The sequence below is a fragment of the Actinomadura macrotermitis genome (assembly GCF_009604375.1).
In the GTDB taxonomy this organism is placed as follows: Bacteria; Actinomycetota; Actinomycetes; order Streptosporangiales; family Streptosporangiaceae; genus Spirillospora; species Spirillospora macrotermitis.
The window spans coordinates 768,503-785,397 of the sequence record NZ_WEGH01000002.1 but is presented as its reverse complement, the minus strand read 5'-3'; the positions used below and the strand labels follow the sequence as shown (position 1 = coordinate 785,397).

Sequence of the window (16,895 nt, the reverse complement as noted above, 5' to 3'; positions counted from 1 at the left end):
CGGGCGGAGACCGGCCGATCGCCGGTATCCGGCGCGGGGAGGCGGCTACCGCCCGAGCGCGACCCTGAGGGCCGCCGCCTTGTTGACGGCGTCCAGCCGTGACGTCGCGTGCAGCTTCATGTAGATGCTCGTCAGGTGGCGCTTGACGGTCCCCTCGGCGATGCGGAGGCGCTGTGCGATCTCCGCGTTCCGGAGCCCGGTGGACACCAGCCCGAGGACCTCCTCCTCCCGCGGTGAGAGGGGGAACTCGTCGGGCGGGGGCACCTTCTCCTGATCCGGCATGGCCGGTGCGCGGCTCGGCGTGTCCGTGGCGGTGTGAACGAAGCCCCCGATCATCGCGTCCTTGGTCAGGAAGGCGTGCGCTCCGGCGGCCGCCAGCCGGTCCTGGGCGCGGGAGCAGTCGTCCGCATCGAGAACCAGGATCTTCGAGGTCGGTGCGGCGCGCATTATCGTGCGGATCAGAGACTCTGTGGGGCTGCTCGTGTCGTCGACGACGACGAGAATGAGTTGCGGTGAGTCGTTCACGATGGTGACTGGGCTCATGCAGTTCCCCTGCCTTCGTGCCCTTGCCTGCCTTGGTGGGTTGGAACGTGACTGGTCCGGACCAGCGAAGTGTAACTCGCGACACCATGCGATGATCATGCGGTCGACAGCCGAAACGGTTCTCTGCAGTGAGCCTTTCGATGCGAAGGGTGGTACCGCGTTTTGTCATGATGTTTCGCTGGTGTAAATCACGAGGTGAAGGACACCCGGTCCCCCGCGCCGTGCGGGCGGTCCCGCCCCCCCGTGCGGGGGCGTGGAACGGTGGTTACGAGACGATCTGTCCGATAACGGCCATCCGCGGCGCACCAGGGCTGCGGCGTGGCCCGTCGGAGGCGCTGACCGATTTTGGTCAAACCGCATGTTCGATCCGCGCGGATGGCCTAGCCTCGGGACTTTGCCCGCAAGCCCGGAGGAAGCATCATGGCGTCGGAGAATGGCTTCGATGTTCTCGGAATCGGTAATGCGATCGTGGACATCTTCGCTCACGAGGACGATGAGTTCCTCGCTTTGCACGGCATGCCGAAGAACAGCATGACGCTGGTCGACGCCGAGCGGTCGGCCTTCCTGTACGGGAGCATGCGGCCGGTCGCCAAGATGTCCGGCGGGTCGGTCGCCAACACGGTCGTCTGTGCCGCCGGGCTGGGCAGCGCGGCGGCCTTCGTGGGGAAGGTGGCCGCCGACGAGTTCGGCATCGCCTTCACCGCCGACCTCCGGGCGGCGGGGGTGGACTTCGGGGCTGAGGTGTCGTCGGGCCTGACCGGCACGGCGTGCAGCCTGATCGTGGTCACTCCGGACGGGCACCGGACGATGAACACCTACCTCGGCGCGTGCGTGGAGCTCACGGCCGCCGACGTGGACACCGAACTCGTGAGCCGCGCCCGGGTGACCTGCGTCGAGGGCTATCTCTTCGACTCCCCGCCCGCGAAGGAGGCGGTGCTGCTCGCGGCGCGCACGGCCCGCGCCGCGGGGCACCGGGTCGCGCTGACCCTGTCGGACTCCTACTGCGTGGAACGGCACCGCGAGGAGTTTCGCGACTTCATCGAGGAGCACGTCGACCTGGTGTTCGGCAACGAGGCCGAGGTCGTCTCCCTCTGTGAGACGGACGGGCTGCCGGCCGCGCTGTCCGCGCTGGCCGAACGCGACCTGATCGCGGCGGTCACCCGTGGGGCGCACGGCTCGGTCGTCCTGGAGTCGGGCCGGGCGGTGGAGGTGCCCGCCGAAACGGTCGCGCGCATCGTGGACACCACGGGCGCGGGTGACGCCTACGCGGCCGGGTTCCTGCACGGCCTCGCCCGCGGCCTCGACCTGCCCTCCTGCGCGCGGACGGGCTCGGCCGCGGCGGCCGAAGTCATCGGGCATCTCGGCTCCCGCCCCCAGGCGGACCTGCTGCTCGACGAGGCCTGATGATATTGACCGCTTTAACCATTTTCCATAAATAAATTTGACTACACTCTTGCAATGTGACGGGCTCCGTGTCAGTATCGTCACAACGCGTTGATCGTCCGATTTTCTGGGCGTCGCGCGGGCGACAATCGGACGGCTCCCTGACAGCAGATGCCTCTCAGGCCCCTTCGGCGTGACCAGCTCTCTCCTCGCGGGTGACATCCGGCTTCGTCCGGGTGCGCCCGGCCAACCGTCATTCCGTGGTTTTGGCAAGGAGAGCGCCCGATGGTAATCGGTGGGGCCCACTCCGGCGTTTCGGACGCTGAAATGATATTCTCTATCGGCGTGCCGCGCGGGTCTGACGCGGGCTTGAACGACGAAGGACTGTGCTCGGTGACCAGTGCGGACAGTTTCGGGCGAAGGCTTCGGGCGCTGCGGCGACAGCAGGGGATCACGCAGACCGAGCTCGCGGGAGACGAGCTGTCGACCAGCTACGTCAGCCTTCTGGAGAGCGGCAAGCGACGGCCCACGGTCGAGATCGCGCTGAAGCTCGCCGCCCGCCTCAACGTGGCGCCCGAGGTGCTGCTGAACTCCGGCGAGCCCGAGAGCGCCCCGGCGCCGTCCGGGCACATGACGGCCGAGCGCGAGCTCCTCCTCGCCCGGGGCGAGCTGGCCCTGGCCGAGGGCGGCACCGAGACCGCTCGCGACCTCTTCGCGCAGGCGCTGCGCTCGTCCGGGGGGACCCCGCCGCCCATGGCGCTGCGCGGACTGGCTCTGGCGAACGAGCGGCTCGGCCGGCTCGAGGAGGCGGTGTCGCTCTACGGCGAGGCGCTGTCGAAACGGTACGACGACTGGGACGTCCGGCTGGACACCGCGCTGTCGCTGGCCGGCTGCCTGGCCGACCTGGGACGCGCCGAAGAGTCGATGGACCGGCTGGAGGAGGCCGCCCGGAACCTCGCCGACCACGGCCTGGACGGCAGCCCGCTCGCCGTCGCGGCCGCCGCCGGTCTCGTCCGGCAGTGCCTGGACCGGGGCCTGTCGGAGCGGGCCGCCGAGCTTGTCGGGACCTGGGCGCCGGTCGTCACCGGCCTCGCCCGCCGCGGGCGCCGGGTGGAGAGCTACCTGGCCGCCGCCTCCATGGCCGAGACCTCGGGCGACGCGCACGCCGCCGCCGTCCTGACGCGGCGCGCCCTCGCCGCCCACGCCGGCGACCGCGACACCGGCTATCTGGCCCGCTGGACCATCGCCGCCGCCCTTGCCCACGAGCGGTGCACGACCCCGGCCCCCACGCCCGACGACCTTGCCGCGGCCCTGGCCGCGCTGGCCCGCGACCCCGGCACCATCGCCGCGCGCTGGCGCCTGGACTACGCCGAACAGCAGGTCCGCGCGGGCCAGCCGCAGGCCGCGCTCGGCGAGGTCGAGCAGGTCATGTCCGAGTGGACGGGACGGGGCGCCCTCCTGGAGGAGCGCGCCCGCCTGATCTGCGGCCGTGCCCACTGGGGCGCCGGCGCGACCGGCCATGCCCACAAGGAACTGGACCGCGCCGCCGCGGCGCTGGCGTCCTTCGGCGCCGTCCGCCTGAGCGCCGAGGCCTATCTGGAGCTGGCGCGCCTGACCGAGGACGCGGGCGACACCGCGACGGCGCTGTCGGCCTACCGGACCGCGGCCGAGCTGGGTCTCAACGCAGGCCCCACGATCCCACGGTGACGGTGACGGTGACGGGCGTCGGGGCTCAGGCGAACGGACGGTAGAGCATCTGACCGACACCGGTGGCGACGACGGCGCCGTCGGCGGTCGAGATGATGGAGCGCGCGGCCAGGGTGCCGTCGCAGATGGCCAGGCCCTCGCCCTCGAAGAGCAGCCACTCATGGTCGGGGCGGCGCTGGTGGAAGGCCACGTGCAGGTTGACGTTCGGCGCGGTGAAGACCATCTCCGAGGCGGCGAGCCCGGCGGCCACGGCCGGGAAGAGGCCGAGGTCGGTGAGGATGACGCTGCGCGCGGCGTCGAGCCAGGGGTCACCAGGGAAGGTGCCCTGCGGGAGGAACCGGGCCCAGGTCGTGATCGCCGCGTCGCCGCCGGAGCGGGTGAAGTAGTCGTCGGGCCAGGCGACCGGACGCTGGTCGGTGTGCTTGAAGATCGGCGGCGGCTCCTGGCCGGCCTCGCGCATCAGCCGGTCGAAACCCGGCAGTTCCTCCGGCGGCGGCAGGTCGGGGGCGGGGCGCCAGGCGCGCTCGGGACTGGTGAGGTGGGTTCCGGCCGTCCACACGCTCGCGGCCATGACGGGACGGCCGCGCTGGGTCATCGTGACGCGCAGCGCCCGGCTCGTCCGAGCCGTGTGGAAGGGGACCGTCTCCAGCTCGACCTTGTCGAACTCGGCGGGCGCGAGGAAGTCGCAGCCGATGCTGAGCGGCCGCGCGTCCGGGGCGTGGGCGCCGGCCGCGCACAGCGCGAGCGCGGCGAGGAAGCCGCCGTGCGGTCCCCAGACGGCCCAGTCCGGCGGCAGGACGGCCTGGTGGAGATGCTCGCCGATCTGTTCCAGCGCGGTGTCGGCGGCCAGGCCGTCAGTCGGGGTCACTCGCTGATCCACCTCTCGTAGAGGGCGTCGTCGGTGCGGATGCCGCTCGCCACGAGCTCCCACATCATCTCGTCGGTGCCGCCGCCGACCCTCCCGACCCGCAGGTCGCGCCAGAGGCGGCTCATGGGCGTGGCGTCCTCAAGATAACCACGCCCGCCGAACATGTGCATGCACTCGCTGGCGACCCGTTCGGCGAGCCTGGCCGAGGAGACCTTCAGCCCCGCGATGTCGGTGAGGTTGGTCGGCCCGCCCGCCGCCAGCTCGGTGACGGTCGCGTACAACGCGCGGCGGGCGGCCGTGGTGCGGGCCGACAGGTCCGCCATCCGCAGCCGGAGCGCTTGGTGCTCGTGCAGAGGGACGCCGAACTGGCGGCGGCGGCGCAGGTGGGTCGCCGCGAGGGTGACGGCCAGGTCGAGTGCGCCCAGGGTCTGGGCGGCGATCGCCAGCCGCTCGTAGGTGAGGCTGGTCATCACGGCGGCGAGGCCCGTCCGCGGCGGGGCCAGGACGGCGTCCTTGCCGACTCGCGCGTCCACCGTGAGGCGCACGGTCTCCAGGCCGCGCATCCCGGCGGTCTCCAGCCGCTTGACGACGGTCAGGCCCTCGCGGGGCACCGCCACGACCGCGGGCCCCTCTTCGGCGGCGCACAGCACCAGCGCGAAGTCGGCCGCCGCGCCCGGCGACACGAACCACTTGGTGCCCTCGATCCGCCAGCCGTCGCCGTCGCGCTGCATCCGGGTGCCGACCGAGGACAGGTCCGAGCCGACGAGCTGTTCGGACGTGGCGACGCAGCACACGGCGGTGCCGTCCAGCGCCCGGTCGAGGATGTCCCGGGTGAGGTCGGTCCGGGCGAACCGGCGCAGCAGCGGCGCGGCGGCGTCGAGATGGAGGCTGATCCCGACGCCGACGCCGCCGAGCGCGGCCCTGCCGAGCTCCTCCGACAGCAGCACGCACCGGCCGAGATCGCCGTGCGGGCCGCCGTTCCACCGCTCGCGCAGCACCCCGGCCGCGCCGAGCGCGGCGAGCGCCCGCCGGGGGAACCGGCGGTCGCGCTCGGCCGCCTCGATCAGCGGCGCCACCTGTGCGTCGATGAGCTCCCGCAGCCGCGCGCGGTGCTCCGACACCGCGGCGCTCGCGCGGTCCAGCGCCAGCTCGACGCCGAGGTCGGGGACGTCGCCGGGTGCCTCGACCCCGGTGGTGGGGCCACTGGCCGTAGTGGTCACCGGCCCTCCTTCGCCAAGCCGGCGAGCGCCTCGTCCACGGACGGGAGAGGGGTGCCCAGGTAGCCGACCTTGAGCGCGTGGTCGAGCAGGCGACGCAGGTAGGGCAGGCCCTGGGCGCCGGGCTTGCGGCCGAGCAGCTCGGCCGCGTTGACGTTCTCGTGGACGACGGTGCGCCGGAAGTAGGTCTCGTACAGGCCGACGATGCGCTCGTAGTAGATCCGCTCGGTGGCGGGCAGCTTCTCGGCCGAGAAGCTGGAGGGCGGGATGTAGCGGGGAACGTGGAAGGTCGGGTACTCGGCGAGGACGTCGCTGAAGTCGCGCAGCGTGTGCGGGGCGGCGCCCAGGGCGTGGAACGTGCGGCCCTCGGCCGCCGCGAAGCGCAGCGTCGCCTCGACCACCACGTCGGCCACGTAGTCCACGGGCACAAGGTCGAGGTGGGCGTCGTAGTAGCCGGGGATCGAGCGCACCCGGCCCTCGGTGAGGGCCTTGAGGACCACGTACATGTTCTGGAACTCGCGCACCACTCCGGTGCGCTCGGCGCCCACCACGATGCTCGGCCGGACGACCGCCGCGGGCAGCCCGCCCTCCTGGGCCTCGCGGACCATCGTCTCGGCGCGGAACTTGCTCTGCTCGTACGCGGTGCCGAAGCTCTGGCCGGTGTCCAGGTCCGCCTCGCGGAACGTGCCCTCGTGCTCGCCGCACACGTACGCCGTGCTGACGTGGACGAGCGGGACGGGCCGGGCGTCGCGCGGGCGGACGAGCCGGAGGACGTGGTCGGTGCCGTTGACGTTGACGCCGTCGTAGACGTGCTGGGCGCGGCCGAAGTCGGTGATGGCGGCGCAGTGCACGACGATGTCGGCGGCCTCGCGTATGGCGTTGTACTGCTCCAGCCCGAGCCGCGGCTGGGTGACGTCCCCGGTGACCGTGGTGACGGTGCCGGGGCGGGGCGCGCCGTTCCAGGGGACGGTCCGGATGGGGCGGCCGTTGTTGCGGGTGAGGTTCGGGTTGCGGTGGACGAGCCCGATCACGGCGGCGCCCTTGGCGGCCAGGCGGGCCGCGACCTCGGCGCCGATGAGCCCAGCCGCGCCGGTCAGAAGGACGATCACCGGTTCACCTCGCGCAGGCCGGCGACGAGCTGGACGACGTCCTCGACGGTCGCGACGGTCACCGCGTTCTCCAGGTCGACCGGGGGCAGACCGAAATGCTGCTCGGCGGCGATCGCCAGCTCGATCAACCGCAGCGAGTCGAAGCCGAGCTGCTCGACGAGGCTCAGGTCGCCGCGCATCTCGCCGGGGTCCTCGCGCGCCATGGCCTGGATCACCGCATAGGTCTCGCTGCGTATGTGCTCCGCTGACTCCGTCGACATAGATCGTCCTTCCTGCGGATTCCGCGCATGCGGCGGGAGAACCTTCTCGGTGGCGGGGACGGGCTATTCCCTGAAAATCTAACCAATCGCCAGCAGACCGGTCAAGCTTGACAAACTTTAAATGCTGATTGACATTGGTATCTTAGATGTCAATTTTTTGACAACGACCGCCCGTGGCAGCACGGGGCAGCACACACGTCACGACGGGAGACGCATGGGCGAGTCCGCAACCCTCCCCGCGCTGGGCGAGATCGATCTGTCCGACGCCGGGTTCTGGGACCGGCCCCCGGCCGAGCGGTCGGCCGCCTTCGCGGTGCTGCGCCGCCAGGCGGGCCCGATCTGGTTCGCCGACCCGGATTACACCGACATCGGTTTCGAGCGGGGCACCGGCTACCACGCCCTGGTCAGGCATGCCGACATCCTCGCGGTGAGCCGTCGGCCCGAGCTGTTCTGCTCCGGGCGCGGCGGGGCGACCAACATCCTGGACATGCCCGACGAGTACGCGGAGTACTTCGGGTCGATGATCAATATGGACGACCCGCGGCACGCGCGGCTGCGGCGGATCGTGTCCCGGGCGTTCACCCGGCGGTCGATGGCCGACCTGTCCCGTCAGATCGACGCGGTCGCCGCACGGACGGTCGACGCCGTCGCCGCCCGCGGTTCCTGCGATTTCGCGGTCGAAGTGGCGGCGCGGGTGCCCCTGGCGATCATTTGCGAAATGCTCGGGGTACCGCCGGAACACCACGATTTCGTCTTCGAGAGATCGAACCGGATCCTGTGCGGGTTCGATCCCGAGTTCCTGCCCGCCCCCGAGAAGATCGCCGAGCAGCTGCTGACCGCGGGCTCGGAGATCGTGGATCTGGTCGGAGACCTGGCGGCCCGGCGGCGCGAGCGTCCCGCCGACGACCTGATCTCCCACCTGGTCCAGGCGAACGTCGACGGCGAGTCCCTCACCGACCAGGAGGTCGGGTCGTTCTTCCTGCTGCTCGCGGTGGCCGGCAACGAGACGACCCGCAACGCGATCACCCACGGGCTCATGCTGCTCACCGACCACCCCGAGCAGCGCGAGCTGCTCGCGAGCGACCTCGACCGGTACGGCCCGGGCGCGGTCGAGGAGATCGTGCGGCTCGCCTCGCCCATCATCTTCATGCGCCGCACGGTGGTCGAGGACTGCGAGGTCAACGGCCGCCGGTACCGCGAGGGCGAGAAGGCGCTGCTCTTCTACTGGTCGGCCAACCGGGACGAGGACGTCTTCCCCGACCCCGAGAGGTTCGACATCACCCGCACGCCGAACGACCACGTGGCGTTCGGCGCGCCGGGACCGCACTTCTGCCTCGGCGCCCATCTGGCGCGGGCCGAGATCAGCGCCACGTTCCGCGAGCTGCTGACCCGCCTCCCCGACATCCGCGCGGGCGAGCCGGACCGGCTCATCGGCAGCGCCTTCATCAACGGGGTCAAGCACCTTCCCTGCACCTTCACGCCCGCGGAGGCCCGCGCGTGAGAGGGCTGACCGACTGGCTGGAGCGACCCAGGCCGGGACGCGGGGTGCACCTTGCGGGAGACACCGGCTGGCAGTTTCAGGAGTACACCGAGCTGGCCGCCATGGCGCGCCGGATAGCCGCCGCGCTGCGGGAGGACGGCGTCCGCCCGGGCGACGTCGTGTGCGTGGTGCTGCCGACCGATCACCGGTGCGTGGCCGCGCTGTACGGGGTCTGGTACACCGGTGCGACGGTCTGCCCGGTCGTCCCGCCCGCCTTCCAGAAGGAGGACGAGTACGCCGCGCACGTGTCGAGCATCTTCGCGGTGGCGCGTCCCACGCTGACCGTGACCACCGAGGCGTACGAGGCGCTGGTCAGGCGCGGCCTGTCGGACGCGGGCCACGACGGCCGGCCCTGGCTGGTGCGCGAGGCGGACGAGGACTCCGGGCCGGGACCGGCGGCGGACGTGGGCCTGCTCCAGTTCACGTCCGGCTCGACGAGCAATCCGCGCGGCGTCCGGGTGTTGCGCTCCTGCCTGGAGGCCAACATCGACTCGATCCTGGACTGGGTCGGCTGGCGGGACGGCGACGCGACGGCCTCGTGGCTGCCGCTCTACCACGACATGGGGCTGATCGGCTGCTTCCTCTCCACGGTCACCGCGCAAGGCGACCTGTGGCTGATGCGCCCCGACCAGTTCGTCCGCGACCCCGCCCGCTGGCTCCGGTGCTTCGGCGAGGGCCGGGCCCACCACACGGCGACGCCGACGTTCGGTCTCGCGTACGCCGCGCGGCGGGTGACCGACGACAAGCTGGCCGACCTGGACTTCAGCGGCTGGCGGACGGCGATCGTGGGCGCGGAACCGGTCAACCCGCGGGTCCTGGAGACCTTCGCCCGGCGCCTCGCACCCCGGGGCTTCTCCCGCGGCGTCTTCGCTCCCGCCTACGGCATGGCGGAGGCCACCCTGGCCGTTACGGGGCTGCGATCGGGGGAGACGCCGTGGGTCGTCCGGCCGGATTGGGCCGAGCTGCGGTTCGGCGAGCCGGTACGGCTGACGGACGAAGGAGCCCTGGACCATCCGTCCGCCGCGGACGAGCCGGGCTGGCTGGTCGGCTGCGGAGGCACGCTGGACGGGATGTCGCTGGACGTGCGCGACGAGTCCGGGGCCGTCCTGCCCGACCGGCACCTCGGCGAGCTCACCGTCACCGGCACCTCGGTGGCGGCCGGATACCAGGGCGGGAACACACAGGGATCGACCCGCTTCGACGGGCCGGTGCTGCGGACGGGCGACGCCGGCTTCCTGCACGACGGCCAGTTGTACGTCGTCGGCCGCATGGGCGACAGCCTCAAGGTGCGCGGCCGCAGTGTCTACCTGGAGGACCTGGAGGAGAAGATCGCCGACGCCGGGGGGCTGAAACGCGGCCGCGTCGCGGTCGTCGGCGCTGCGAGCGAAGGGCGGAGCGGGGTCGCCGTCATCGCCGAGAGCAGGCCCGGCCCGTGGGTCGAGCAGGTGCTGCGCGTGCTGACGCGCGAGCTGGGCGACGAGTGCGCCGTACGGGTCGTCACGGGCTCCGCCGGGCTGATCGAGCGCACCTCCAGCGGCAAGCCGCGGCGCCGCCGGATGTGGAACGCGTTGCAGGCCGGCCGGCTGGGCGGCACCGCGGTCGCCGTCCGCGAACCAGGCCCGGCCGCCGGCTGACGGCGCGGGCCGTCCGCAGACCGTTCACGAGGGAGGACCATGCACACCACGGACGAGGGCGCCGTAAGGATCGTGGACCGGCTGGTCCGGGCCGGGGTGGGCCACGTGTTCGGATTCCCCGGCGAATCGAGCCTGCCGCTGTACGCGGCGACCCAGGGGAGACCCGAGCTGCGCCACGTGATGGCGGTCTGCGAGCGGTGCGCCGGGTACATGGCCGACGGGTATGCACGGCTGTCGGGCACGGCCGGGATCTGCGACTCCCCGGGCGGCGTCGGCACCCCGTGGCTCGTGCCCGCCCTGCACGAGGCCTGGACGAGCGCGATCCCGCTGCTCGCGATCACCACGGCCCCGCCCGCGCGGGACGCGGGCCGGTGGCCGACCACGCACTGCGAGAACGACCGCCTCTTCGAGAGCGTCGCCAAGCAGGTGCTGCGGCTCACCCGCCCCGACCGGATCGGCGAGCTGGTCGACCGGGCGCTGACACTGACGGTGTCGGGGCGGCCGGGGCCGGTGGTCCTGGACATCGATCCGGGCCTGCTGTCCGAACCGGCGGGCGAGGACGGACCGAGGACGGCGGCGGGCCGTGTCGTCTGCCCCGCCGGGCGTCCCCGCCCTGACCGGGCCGGTCTGGCCGAGACCGCCCGGCTCCTGACCGAGGCCGAAAGGCCCCTCCTGGTGGTCGGCGGCGGCATCCACGCCAGCAGCGGTTATGACGCGCTGGAGAAGCTGGTGCGCGCGCACGGCCTGCCGGTGGCGACCACCTTCAACGGAAAGGGCGCGGTCGCCGAAGAGGGGCCGCACTGGCTCGGGGTCGTGGGGGCCAAGGGACATCCGCGGGCGAACGCCGAGGCCGCCCGGGCGACCACCGTCGTCTGGCTGGGGAGCAAGGCGGGCGACAAGTCCACCCTCTACGGCAAGCTGCCGCCGGCCGGGGCCGCAGTCGTCCATGTCGACATCGACCCCGAGGCCCTGGGCCGTACCTTCCCCCTGGAAGTCGGCCTGGCGGCGGACGCCGCCGCGTTCCTGGAAGACCTCACCACCGAACTGTCGTCCCGCGCCCCCGGCTGGCGGGCGCCCGCATGGTCCACCACCGAGCCGGCGGTGGACGACGGGTCGCCGCCGAACGGACAGGCGGCGCCGGAGTGGTCGTCGCAAGTCATCGTCAGCGCGTTACGCGCCCGCCTTCCCGATCCGCCGGTCGTCGTGGCGGACGCGAGCAAGGCGTCCAGCTGGGTCGGCGTGCACCACCGGGTGGGCCGCCCAGGGCGTTCGGTGCTGGCACCACGCGGCAGCGGCAGCATCGGGTATGCCGTTCCCGCGGCGATCGGAGCGGCCTTCGCGGCGCCCGGGAGCAAGATCGTGGCGGTGACGGGCGACGGCGGGTTCGCCATGTCCTGCCACGAACTGGAGATCGCGGTGACGGCGGGACTCGACCTCGCCGTGGTCATCCTGGACAACCGGTCGCTCGGCCTGCTGGAACAGGTCGGCAGGCACAAGCTCCGGCCCGACTTCACCCTGCCCGGCGCGCCGAGCGCGGACTGGACGGCCGTCGCCCGCGGCTACGGCTGCCGCGCCGAACGCGTCGACTCGCTGCGGGGCCTGGAGAGCGAACTGGACCGATGGGGCGCGAACGGGGGCGTCCTCGTCCTGGACGCGCTCGTCACGGCCGCCGAGTCCTCGCCTGACTTCGAAATGTTCAAGGCGGGAAGCGCCGCCGCGTGGTGACACCGGTCGTGGAGGGCGAGTGCGGAGTGGACACGGCGCGCCGGACCCCACTGCTCGGCCGTTCGGCCGAACTGGGGTGGCTGGAGGGAGTGCTGCGGCGGGCGGCGGGCGGCGCCGGCCAGGTCGTCCTGGTCGAGGGCGAGGCGGGCATCGGCAAGAGCCGCCTGCTCGCGGAGGTGTGCGGACGCGCCGTCCGCGACGGCTGGAAGGTGCGCCGGGTCGAGGCCGACGTCGTCGCCGCCTACCAGCCGTTCTCGGTGGCCACGGACCTGTTCGGCACCCCGGCACGGGATGTCGCCGAGCTGGTCGACGCGGTGCGCTCGGACGCGGTCGGCGAGCCGCTGCTGCTCGCGATCGACGACGCGCACTTGGCGGATCCGGCGAGCCTGCACCTGCTCGGGTCGCTGGCGCGGCGGACGGAGGACCTGGCGCTGGCCATGCTGGTGGTCTACCGCCCTGTGCCCGGCCTGCGCACGGCGGCCCCCGGTTTCCGGCAATGCGGGGCGCAGCGGATCGGCCTTCCCGGCCTGCCGGGCGACACCCTCGACGAGCTGGTCGTCGCGATGCTGGAACGGATGCCGGGCCGGGAACTCCGCGGGCTCCTCGACGGGGTGGCCGGCAACCCCGGCCTCGCGGTCGAGCTGGTCGCCGCGCTGGACGCCGAGGGCATGCTGGAGTCGGCGGGCGGGCACGCCGAGATGTCCCACCCCGAACTGCCTCCGGCCGCCCGCGAGATCCTGCTGCGTTCAGCGCGGGAGCTGTCACCCGCCGCGCAGACGACACTGTCCGTGGGCTGCGTGCTGGGAACCGGCTTCTGCGTGTCGCATCTGGCGTTGGCCAGCGGGCGTTCGACCGTCGATCTGCTGCCGGTGCTCGACGAGCTGATCGACGCGGGCCTGTTCGCGGCGGACGACGACCGGCTCGTGTTCCGGCACCGGCTGGTGCACAAGGCGCTGTACGACGACATCCCCGCCGCGGTCAGGGCCAGCCTCCATCTCGACGTGGGACGGGCCCTGTCGGAGACGGGCGCCCCGCCGACCGAGGTCGGGCGCCATCTGGCCCTCGGCGCGCTGCCCGGGGACAAAGAGGCGCTGACCTGGCTGCGCACCGCCGCCCGCGGGGTGCGTGACACGGCCCCGGCGACCTCGGCGCGGCTGCTGGAGCAGGCGCTCGCGCTCGCCTTGCCGGAGGAGCCGCTGCACGGCGACCTGATGGCCGACCTCGCCGAGTCGCTCGCATGGTCCGGGCGGCTCCGCGAAGCCGGAGAGCTGGCGCGCAAACAGCTCGCCCGCCGTCCCGGCCAGGCGTCCGCCCGGCGGCTGAGCGGACTGCTCGCCAACCTGTGGCGAGTGCGCGGAAGCCAGGCCGATGAACCGGACCCGGCACCGGCGGGGCCGGCCGAGCTCGCCTGGGATCTCGTCCTGGCGGACCGTCCCGGCCAGCCGCTGAAGGGCACCGCCGCAGACAGGGATCGTCCGGACATCACGCCTCTCGCCGCCTGTGCCGAGCTCGGCGCGCAGACCCTCGCCCTCCTGGCCGCCGGCCACGGGCAGGAGGCGCTGGACGCGGCCGAACGGGCACTGGCGTTGCAGGCGCGCCACGACCTGGCACTGTGGCCCGGCCATCTCCCGGCGGCCCTCGCGCTGTTGCAGCTTGACCGGCTGGACGAGGCGGAGACGGCCGTGGCCGAAGGGCAGCGGCGGGCCGAGGTGTCCGGTGCGCTCCTGCACGCGCCGTTCTACCGCTGGGCGCACGCGGCCGCGTCCTACCGCCGGGGCCGCTGGGACGAGGCCATGGCAGCGGCGGGGGAGGCGCGGGCGCTGGCCGGTGAGGTGGGCACGCCGATGGTGGCCGCCTGGGCGGACACGCTGGCGGCCGAGCTGGCCGTGCAGCGCAACGACCTGCGGGGCGCGGGGGCGGCGCTGGCCCGCGCCGAAGAGATCGCCGAGGACCTGGAGATATGGCCGGTGTGGGCGCCGCTCTGGCGGGTGCGGGCACTGGTCGCCGAGGCGAACGGCGAACCCGGCCGCGCGCTGGCGTCGGTGGCGAGGCTGTGGGAGCCGCCCGGGTCCGTGGCCCCGCCGTTCCCGTACCTGGACCAGATGGTCGACCTGGTCCGGCTCTGCGTGGCCTGCGGCGACGAACGGCTCGCCTCGCGCATCTCCCGCCGGGTCGCGGACTTCGCCGCCGACCCGGCCTGCGGGCCGGCGGCCGGGCACGTCGCACAGCGGTGCGCGGGCCTGGTGAGCCGGGACCCCGAGACGCTGCTGTCGGCGGCGTGGGCGATGCGCGAGCATCCCGCGCCGCTGGCACGGGCGGACGCCCTCGCGGACGCGGGCGCCGCACTGGTCGGCGCCCGCCGGGCCGAGGAGTCCGTGCACCGGCTGGAAGAGGCCCTGGCGGCGTACGAGCAAATGGGCGCCGCACGCAGCGCGGCCAAGGTCCGCTCGGCGCTGCGCGCGCTCGGCGTGCACCGCCGCTCGGCGGCACGACCGCGCCGCCGCTCGCGCGGCTGGGGAAGCCTGACCGCCACCGAGTTGGACGTGCTGCGGCTCCTGTCGGAGGGGCTGACCAACCGCGAGGCGGCCGCACGCCTGTTCATCTCCCCGAGAACTGTGGAGAGCCACGTGTCGCACATCTATGCCAAGCTCGGCGTCGCGTCCAGGGCGGCGCTGATGGCCGAGGCCGGGGCGCACGCCGCCGAGCTCCGGCTGGACGCGTTCGTCCGGACCTGCGAACCGGAGGAGGGCTGGTGACCGGGCGGATCGCCGAGGTCCGCGCGGTGGTGCGGAGCTTGCGCATGCGCGAGCACCAGGTGATGGGCGCGGGCGACCTCGCCGGTCACACCGACAACGTGTTCGTCCGCGTCCGCGACGAGGACGGGGTCTGCGGCTATGGCGAGGCCGCGACCTGGGCGCTGTTCGCCGCCGAGACGCCCAGCGGAATCCGTGACCTGGTGGAAGAGCTGTTCGCGCCGCTCCTCATCGGGCGGTCGGCGCTCGACCTGAACGCCTGCACGGGGGCGATCGAGTCGGCGATCCTCGCCAATCCCGCCGCCAAGAGCTCGGTGGAGATGGCGCTGGTGGACCTCGCCGCGCGGCGCCTGGGCGTCCCGGCGATGACGCTGTTCGGCGGGCCGGTCAGGGACTCGCTCGGGCTGTCCTACTCGGTGTCCGCCCAGGACCGCGCGGCCGAGGCCGACCTGGTGGCGGCCCGCTACGCCGAGGGCTATCGGATCTTCAAGCTGAAGACGGGCGTGCGGCCGTGGCGCGAGGACCTCGCGCGGCTGGAGGCCCTGTGCGGGTTCGCCGACGACATCTCGGTCCGGCTCGACTTCAACGGCACGGGCACGGTGCCCGAGATCGGGATGTTCCTGCGGGCCGCCGCCGGCCTTCCGCTGGAGTTCGTGGAGCAGCCGTTCGCGCCCGGGGACACCCAGGCCCTGCGGTGGCTCCGCCAGGCCGTCCCGGTCGCGTTCTGCGCCGACGAGTCGTTCCGCGGCACCGCCGACCTGCAGCGGATCGTGGCCGACGGGACGTTCGAGGTCGTGAGCCTCAAGGTCGGCAAGCTCGGCGGCCTGCGCGCGACCGCCGCCGCGGCCCGGACCGCCGCGACGTTCGGGATCCGCGGATACGCGGGGGCCTTCTCCGAGACCCGGCTGGCGACCAGCGCCGCGCTCCAGCTGATGGTCACCCTCGATCCGATCGTCGACGGCAGTGACTACTACTTCTCGCTGGTCGTCCTGGACGAGCCGGTGCCGGACGGCGGCTACACGGTCAAGGACGGGCGGCTCGTACCGTGGACGGAGCCGGGCTTCGGCGTGGAACTTGCGGAGGAGTGGTTCGTGTGACCGAATTGCTGGCGCTGGGGATGCGCTACCACGCCCACGAATGCGGCCGGCTGGGCTCGCCGCTCTACGCGGAGCTGCTGGCGGCGGCGGCCGACGACGTGGAAGCGGGCGGGCCGGTCGCCGCGCTGTTCGAAGGGCCCGAACCCGAGCTGAGCAGTGTTCCCGCACTGCGCATGATGCGGGCGGTGCACTGGCTGGTGCTGGCCGGGCGGGCGCCGAAGCTGGCGCCGTACTTCCCGAGCGCGGGCGGTGCCGAAGGGCCGGCGGGCGCGTGGCCCGCGATGCGGCGGCTGCTCGCCGAACGCCCGGCCGAGGTGGCGGAGCTGACCGGCCTGCCGCTCCAGACGAACGAGGTCGGCCGGAGCGCCGCCCTGTACGGCGGGCTGATCCGGGCCGTGGACCGCGGGCCGTCCGCCGAGGTGCGGCTGCTGGAGATCGGCGCGAGCGCCGGGCTCAACCTGTGGCCCGACCGGTACGCCTATGAGGTGGGACGGCGGGTGCTGGGTGATCCCGGCTCGCCCGTCCGGCTGCGCGAACCCTGGGAGGGGCTTCCGGCCGGCACCTCCGCGACCCCGGTGATCGTGGCCAGGGCGGGTTGCGATCCGCATCCGCTCGACCCGCGGTCGGCGGACGGGGGCCTGGCTCTCCTGTCGTGCATCTGGCCCGACCAGCGGGAACGCTGGGAGCGTGCGCGGCGGGCCGTGGACCTCGCCCGGGACCTGCCCTTCGCGGTGACGCGGTCGGGCGCGGCGGACTGGCTGGCGGACAGGCTCGCCGAGCCGGCCCAGCCCGGCGTCACCACGGTGGTGTGGCACTCGCTGGTGTGGCAGTACATCCCCGCGTCCGAGCAGGTGGAGGTCGAGAAGCTGCTGGAGGCGGCGGGGGCCAGGGCGACCGGCGGCGCCCCGCTGGTCAGGATGACGCTGGAGCCGGACACGCAGGCCCGGTACCGGCTGGAGCTGCAGCGGTGGCCCGGTGGCGGGCGGGACGTGGCCGCCGACAGCGAGGATCACGGCCTGCCCTGCGTCTGGCGGACCCCGCCCGCCTGGTGAGCGCCCC

13 protein-coding genes are annotated in these 16,895 nt (G+C 73.2%); 8 read left to right on the top strand and 5 right to left on the bottom strand.

The annotated features are described in order from the left end of the window. Positions 1 to 45: 45 nt before the first annotated feature. Positions 46 to 543: a response regulator transcription factor gene (locus tag ACRB68_RS15515; RefSeq protein WP_235959396.1), complete on the bottom strand. Its 498-nt coding sequence runs from the start codon at positions 541 to 543 to the stop codon at positions 46 to 48. Positions 544 to 1,011: 468 nt separating this feature from the next. Here ACRB68_RS15515 and ACRB68_RS15510 point away from each other — a divergent pair, with 468 nt between their 5' ends. Next, positions 1,012 to 1,947, top strand: coding sequence for an adenosine kinase (locus ACRB68_RS15510; RefSeq protein WP_207709704.1), 936 nt, complete (start codon positions 1,012 to 1,014; stop codon positions 1,945 to 1,947). 372 nt (positions 1,948 to 2,319) lie between these two features. Continuing rightward, positions 2,320 to 3,633: a helix-turn-helix domain-containing protein gene (locus ACRB68_RS15505; RefSeq protein WP_194293325.1), complete on the top strand. Its 1,314-nt coding sequence runs from the start codon at positions 2,320 to 2,322 to the stop codon at positions 3,631 to 3,633. Between the two features lie 25 nt (positions 3,634 to 3,658). On the opposite strand, the gene ACRB68_RS15500 is transcribed toward ACRB68_RS15505, so the two are convergent. Genes ACRB68_RS15500 through ACRB68_RS15485 form a run of 4 tightly spaced genes read right to left on the bottom strand, consistent with a single transcriptional unit; the run spans position 3,659 to position 7,087 of the window. Then, positions 3,659 to 4,501 (bottom strand): acyl-CoA thioesterase domain-containing protein, encoded by an 843-nt coding sequence (locus tag ACRB68_RS15500; protein ID WP_194293324.1) that lies wholly within the window; start codon positions 4,499 to 4,501, stop codon positions 3,659 to 3,661. Next, a complete protein-coding gene (locus tag ACRB68_RS15495; RefSeq protein ID WP_153533169.1) occupies positions 4,498 to 5,721 on the bottom strand; it encodes an acyl-CoA dehydrogenase family protein in 1,224 nt (407 codons plus the stop codon). Before ACRB68_RS15495 ends, ACRB68_RS15500 begins: the two co-directional genes overlap by 4 nt. After that, positions 5,718 to 6,827 carry an SDR family oxidoreductase gene (locus ACRB68_RS15490; RefSeq protein WP_207709703.1) on the bottom strand — a complete coding sequence of 370 codons (1,110 nt, stop codon included), beginning with the start codon at positions 6,825 to 6,827 and terminating at the stop codon, positions 5,718 to 5,720. The genes ACRB68_RS15495 and ACRB68_RS15490 overlap by 4 nt, the downstream gene beginning before the upstream one ends. Further along, complete coding sequence (locus ACRB68_RS15485) at positions 6,824 to 7,087, bottom strand: acyl carrier protein (RefSeq protein ID WP_207709702.1); 264 nt, start codon at positions 7,085 to 7,087, stop codon at positions 6,824 to 6,826. Before ACRB68_RS15485 ends, ACRB68_RS15490 begins: the two co-directional genes overlap by 4 nt. Positions 7,088 to 7,301: 214 nt before the next feature. On the opposite strand from ACRB68_RS15485, the gene ACRB68_RS15480 reads away from it, so the two are divergent. From ACRB68_RS15480 to ACRB68_RS15455, 6 genes are read left to right on the top strand one after another with little or no spacing between them, the layout of a single operon-like run. Beyond that, positions 7,302 to 8,588 carry a cytochrome P450 gene (locus ACRB68_RS15480; RefSeq protein ID WP_153533168.1) on the top strand — a complete coding sequence of 429 codons (1,287 nt, stop codon included), beginning with the start codon at positions 7,302 to 7,304 and terminating at the stop codon, positions 8,586 to 8,588. Beyond that, the gene (locus ACRB68_RS15475; RefSeq protein ID WP_328594244.1) at positions 8,585 to 10,261 is read left to right on the top strand and encodes an AMP-binding protein; all 1,677 of its coding nucleotides are present in this window, start codon (positions 8,585 to 8,587) and stop codon (positions 10,259 to 10,261) included. Before ACRB68_RS15480 ends, ACRB68_RS15475 begins: the two co-directional genes overlap by 4 nt. Before the next feature lie 39 nt (positions 10,262 to 10,300). Beyond that, positions 10,301 to 11,986 (top strand): thiamine pyrophosphate-binding protein, encoded by a 1,686-nt coding sequence (locus tag ACRB68_RS15470; RefSeq protein ID WP_153533167.1) that lies wholly within the window; start codon positions 10,301 to 10,303, stop codon positions 11,984 to 11,986. Then, positions 11,980 to 14,742, top strand: coding sequence for an ATP-binding protein (locus ACRB68_RS15465; RefSeq protein ID WP_153533166.1), 2,763 nt, complete (start codon positions 11,980 to 11,982; stop codon positions 14,740 to 14,742). The genes ACRB68_RS15470 and ACRB68_RS15465 overlap by 7 nt, the downstream gene beginning before the upstream one ends. Further along, complete coding sequence (locus tag ACRB68_RS15460) at positions 14,739 to 15,836, top strand: mandelate racemase/muconate lactonizing enzyme family protein (protein WP_153533165.1); 1,098 nt, start codon at positions 14,739 to 14,741, stop codon at positions 15,834 to 15,836. The genes ACRB68_RS15465 and ACRB68_RS15460 overlap by 4 nt, the downstream gene beginning before the upstream one ends. Continuing rightward, complete coding sequence (locus ACRB68_RS15455; RefSeq protein ID WP_153533164.1) at positions 15,833 to 16,888, top strand: DUF2332 domain-containing protein; 1,056 nt, start codon at positions 15,833 to 15,835, stop codon at positions 16,886 to 16,888. Before ACRB68_RS15460 ends, ACRB68_RS15455 begins: the two co-directional genes overlap by 4 nt. The last annotated feature ends 7 nt before the right edge of the window (positions 16,889 to 16,895 follow it).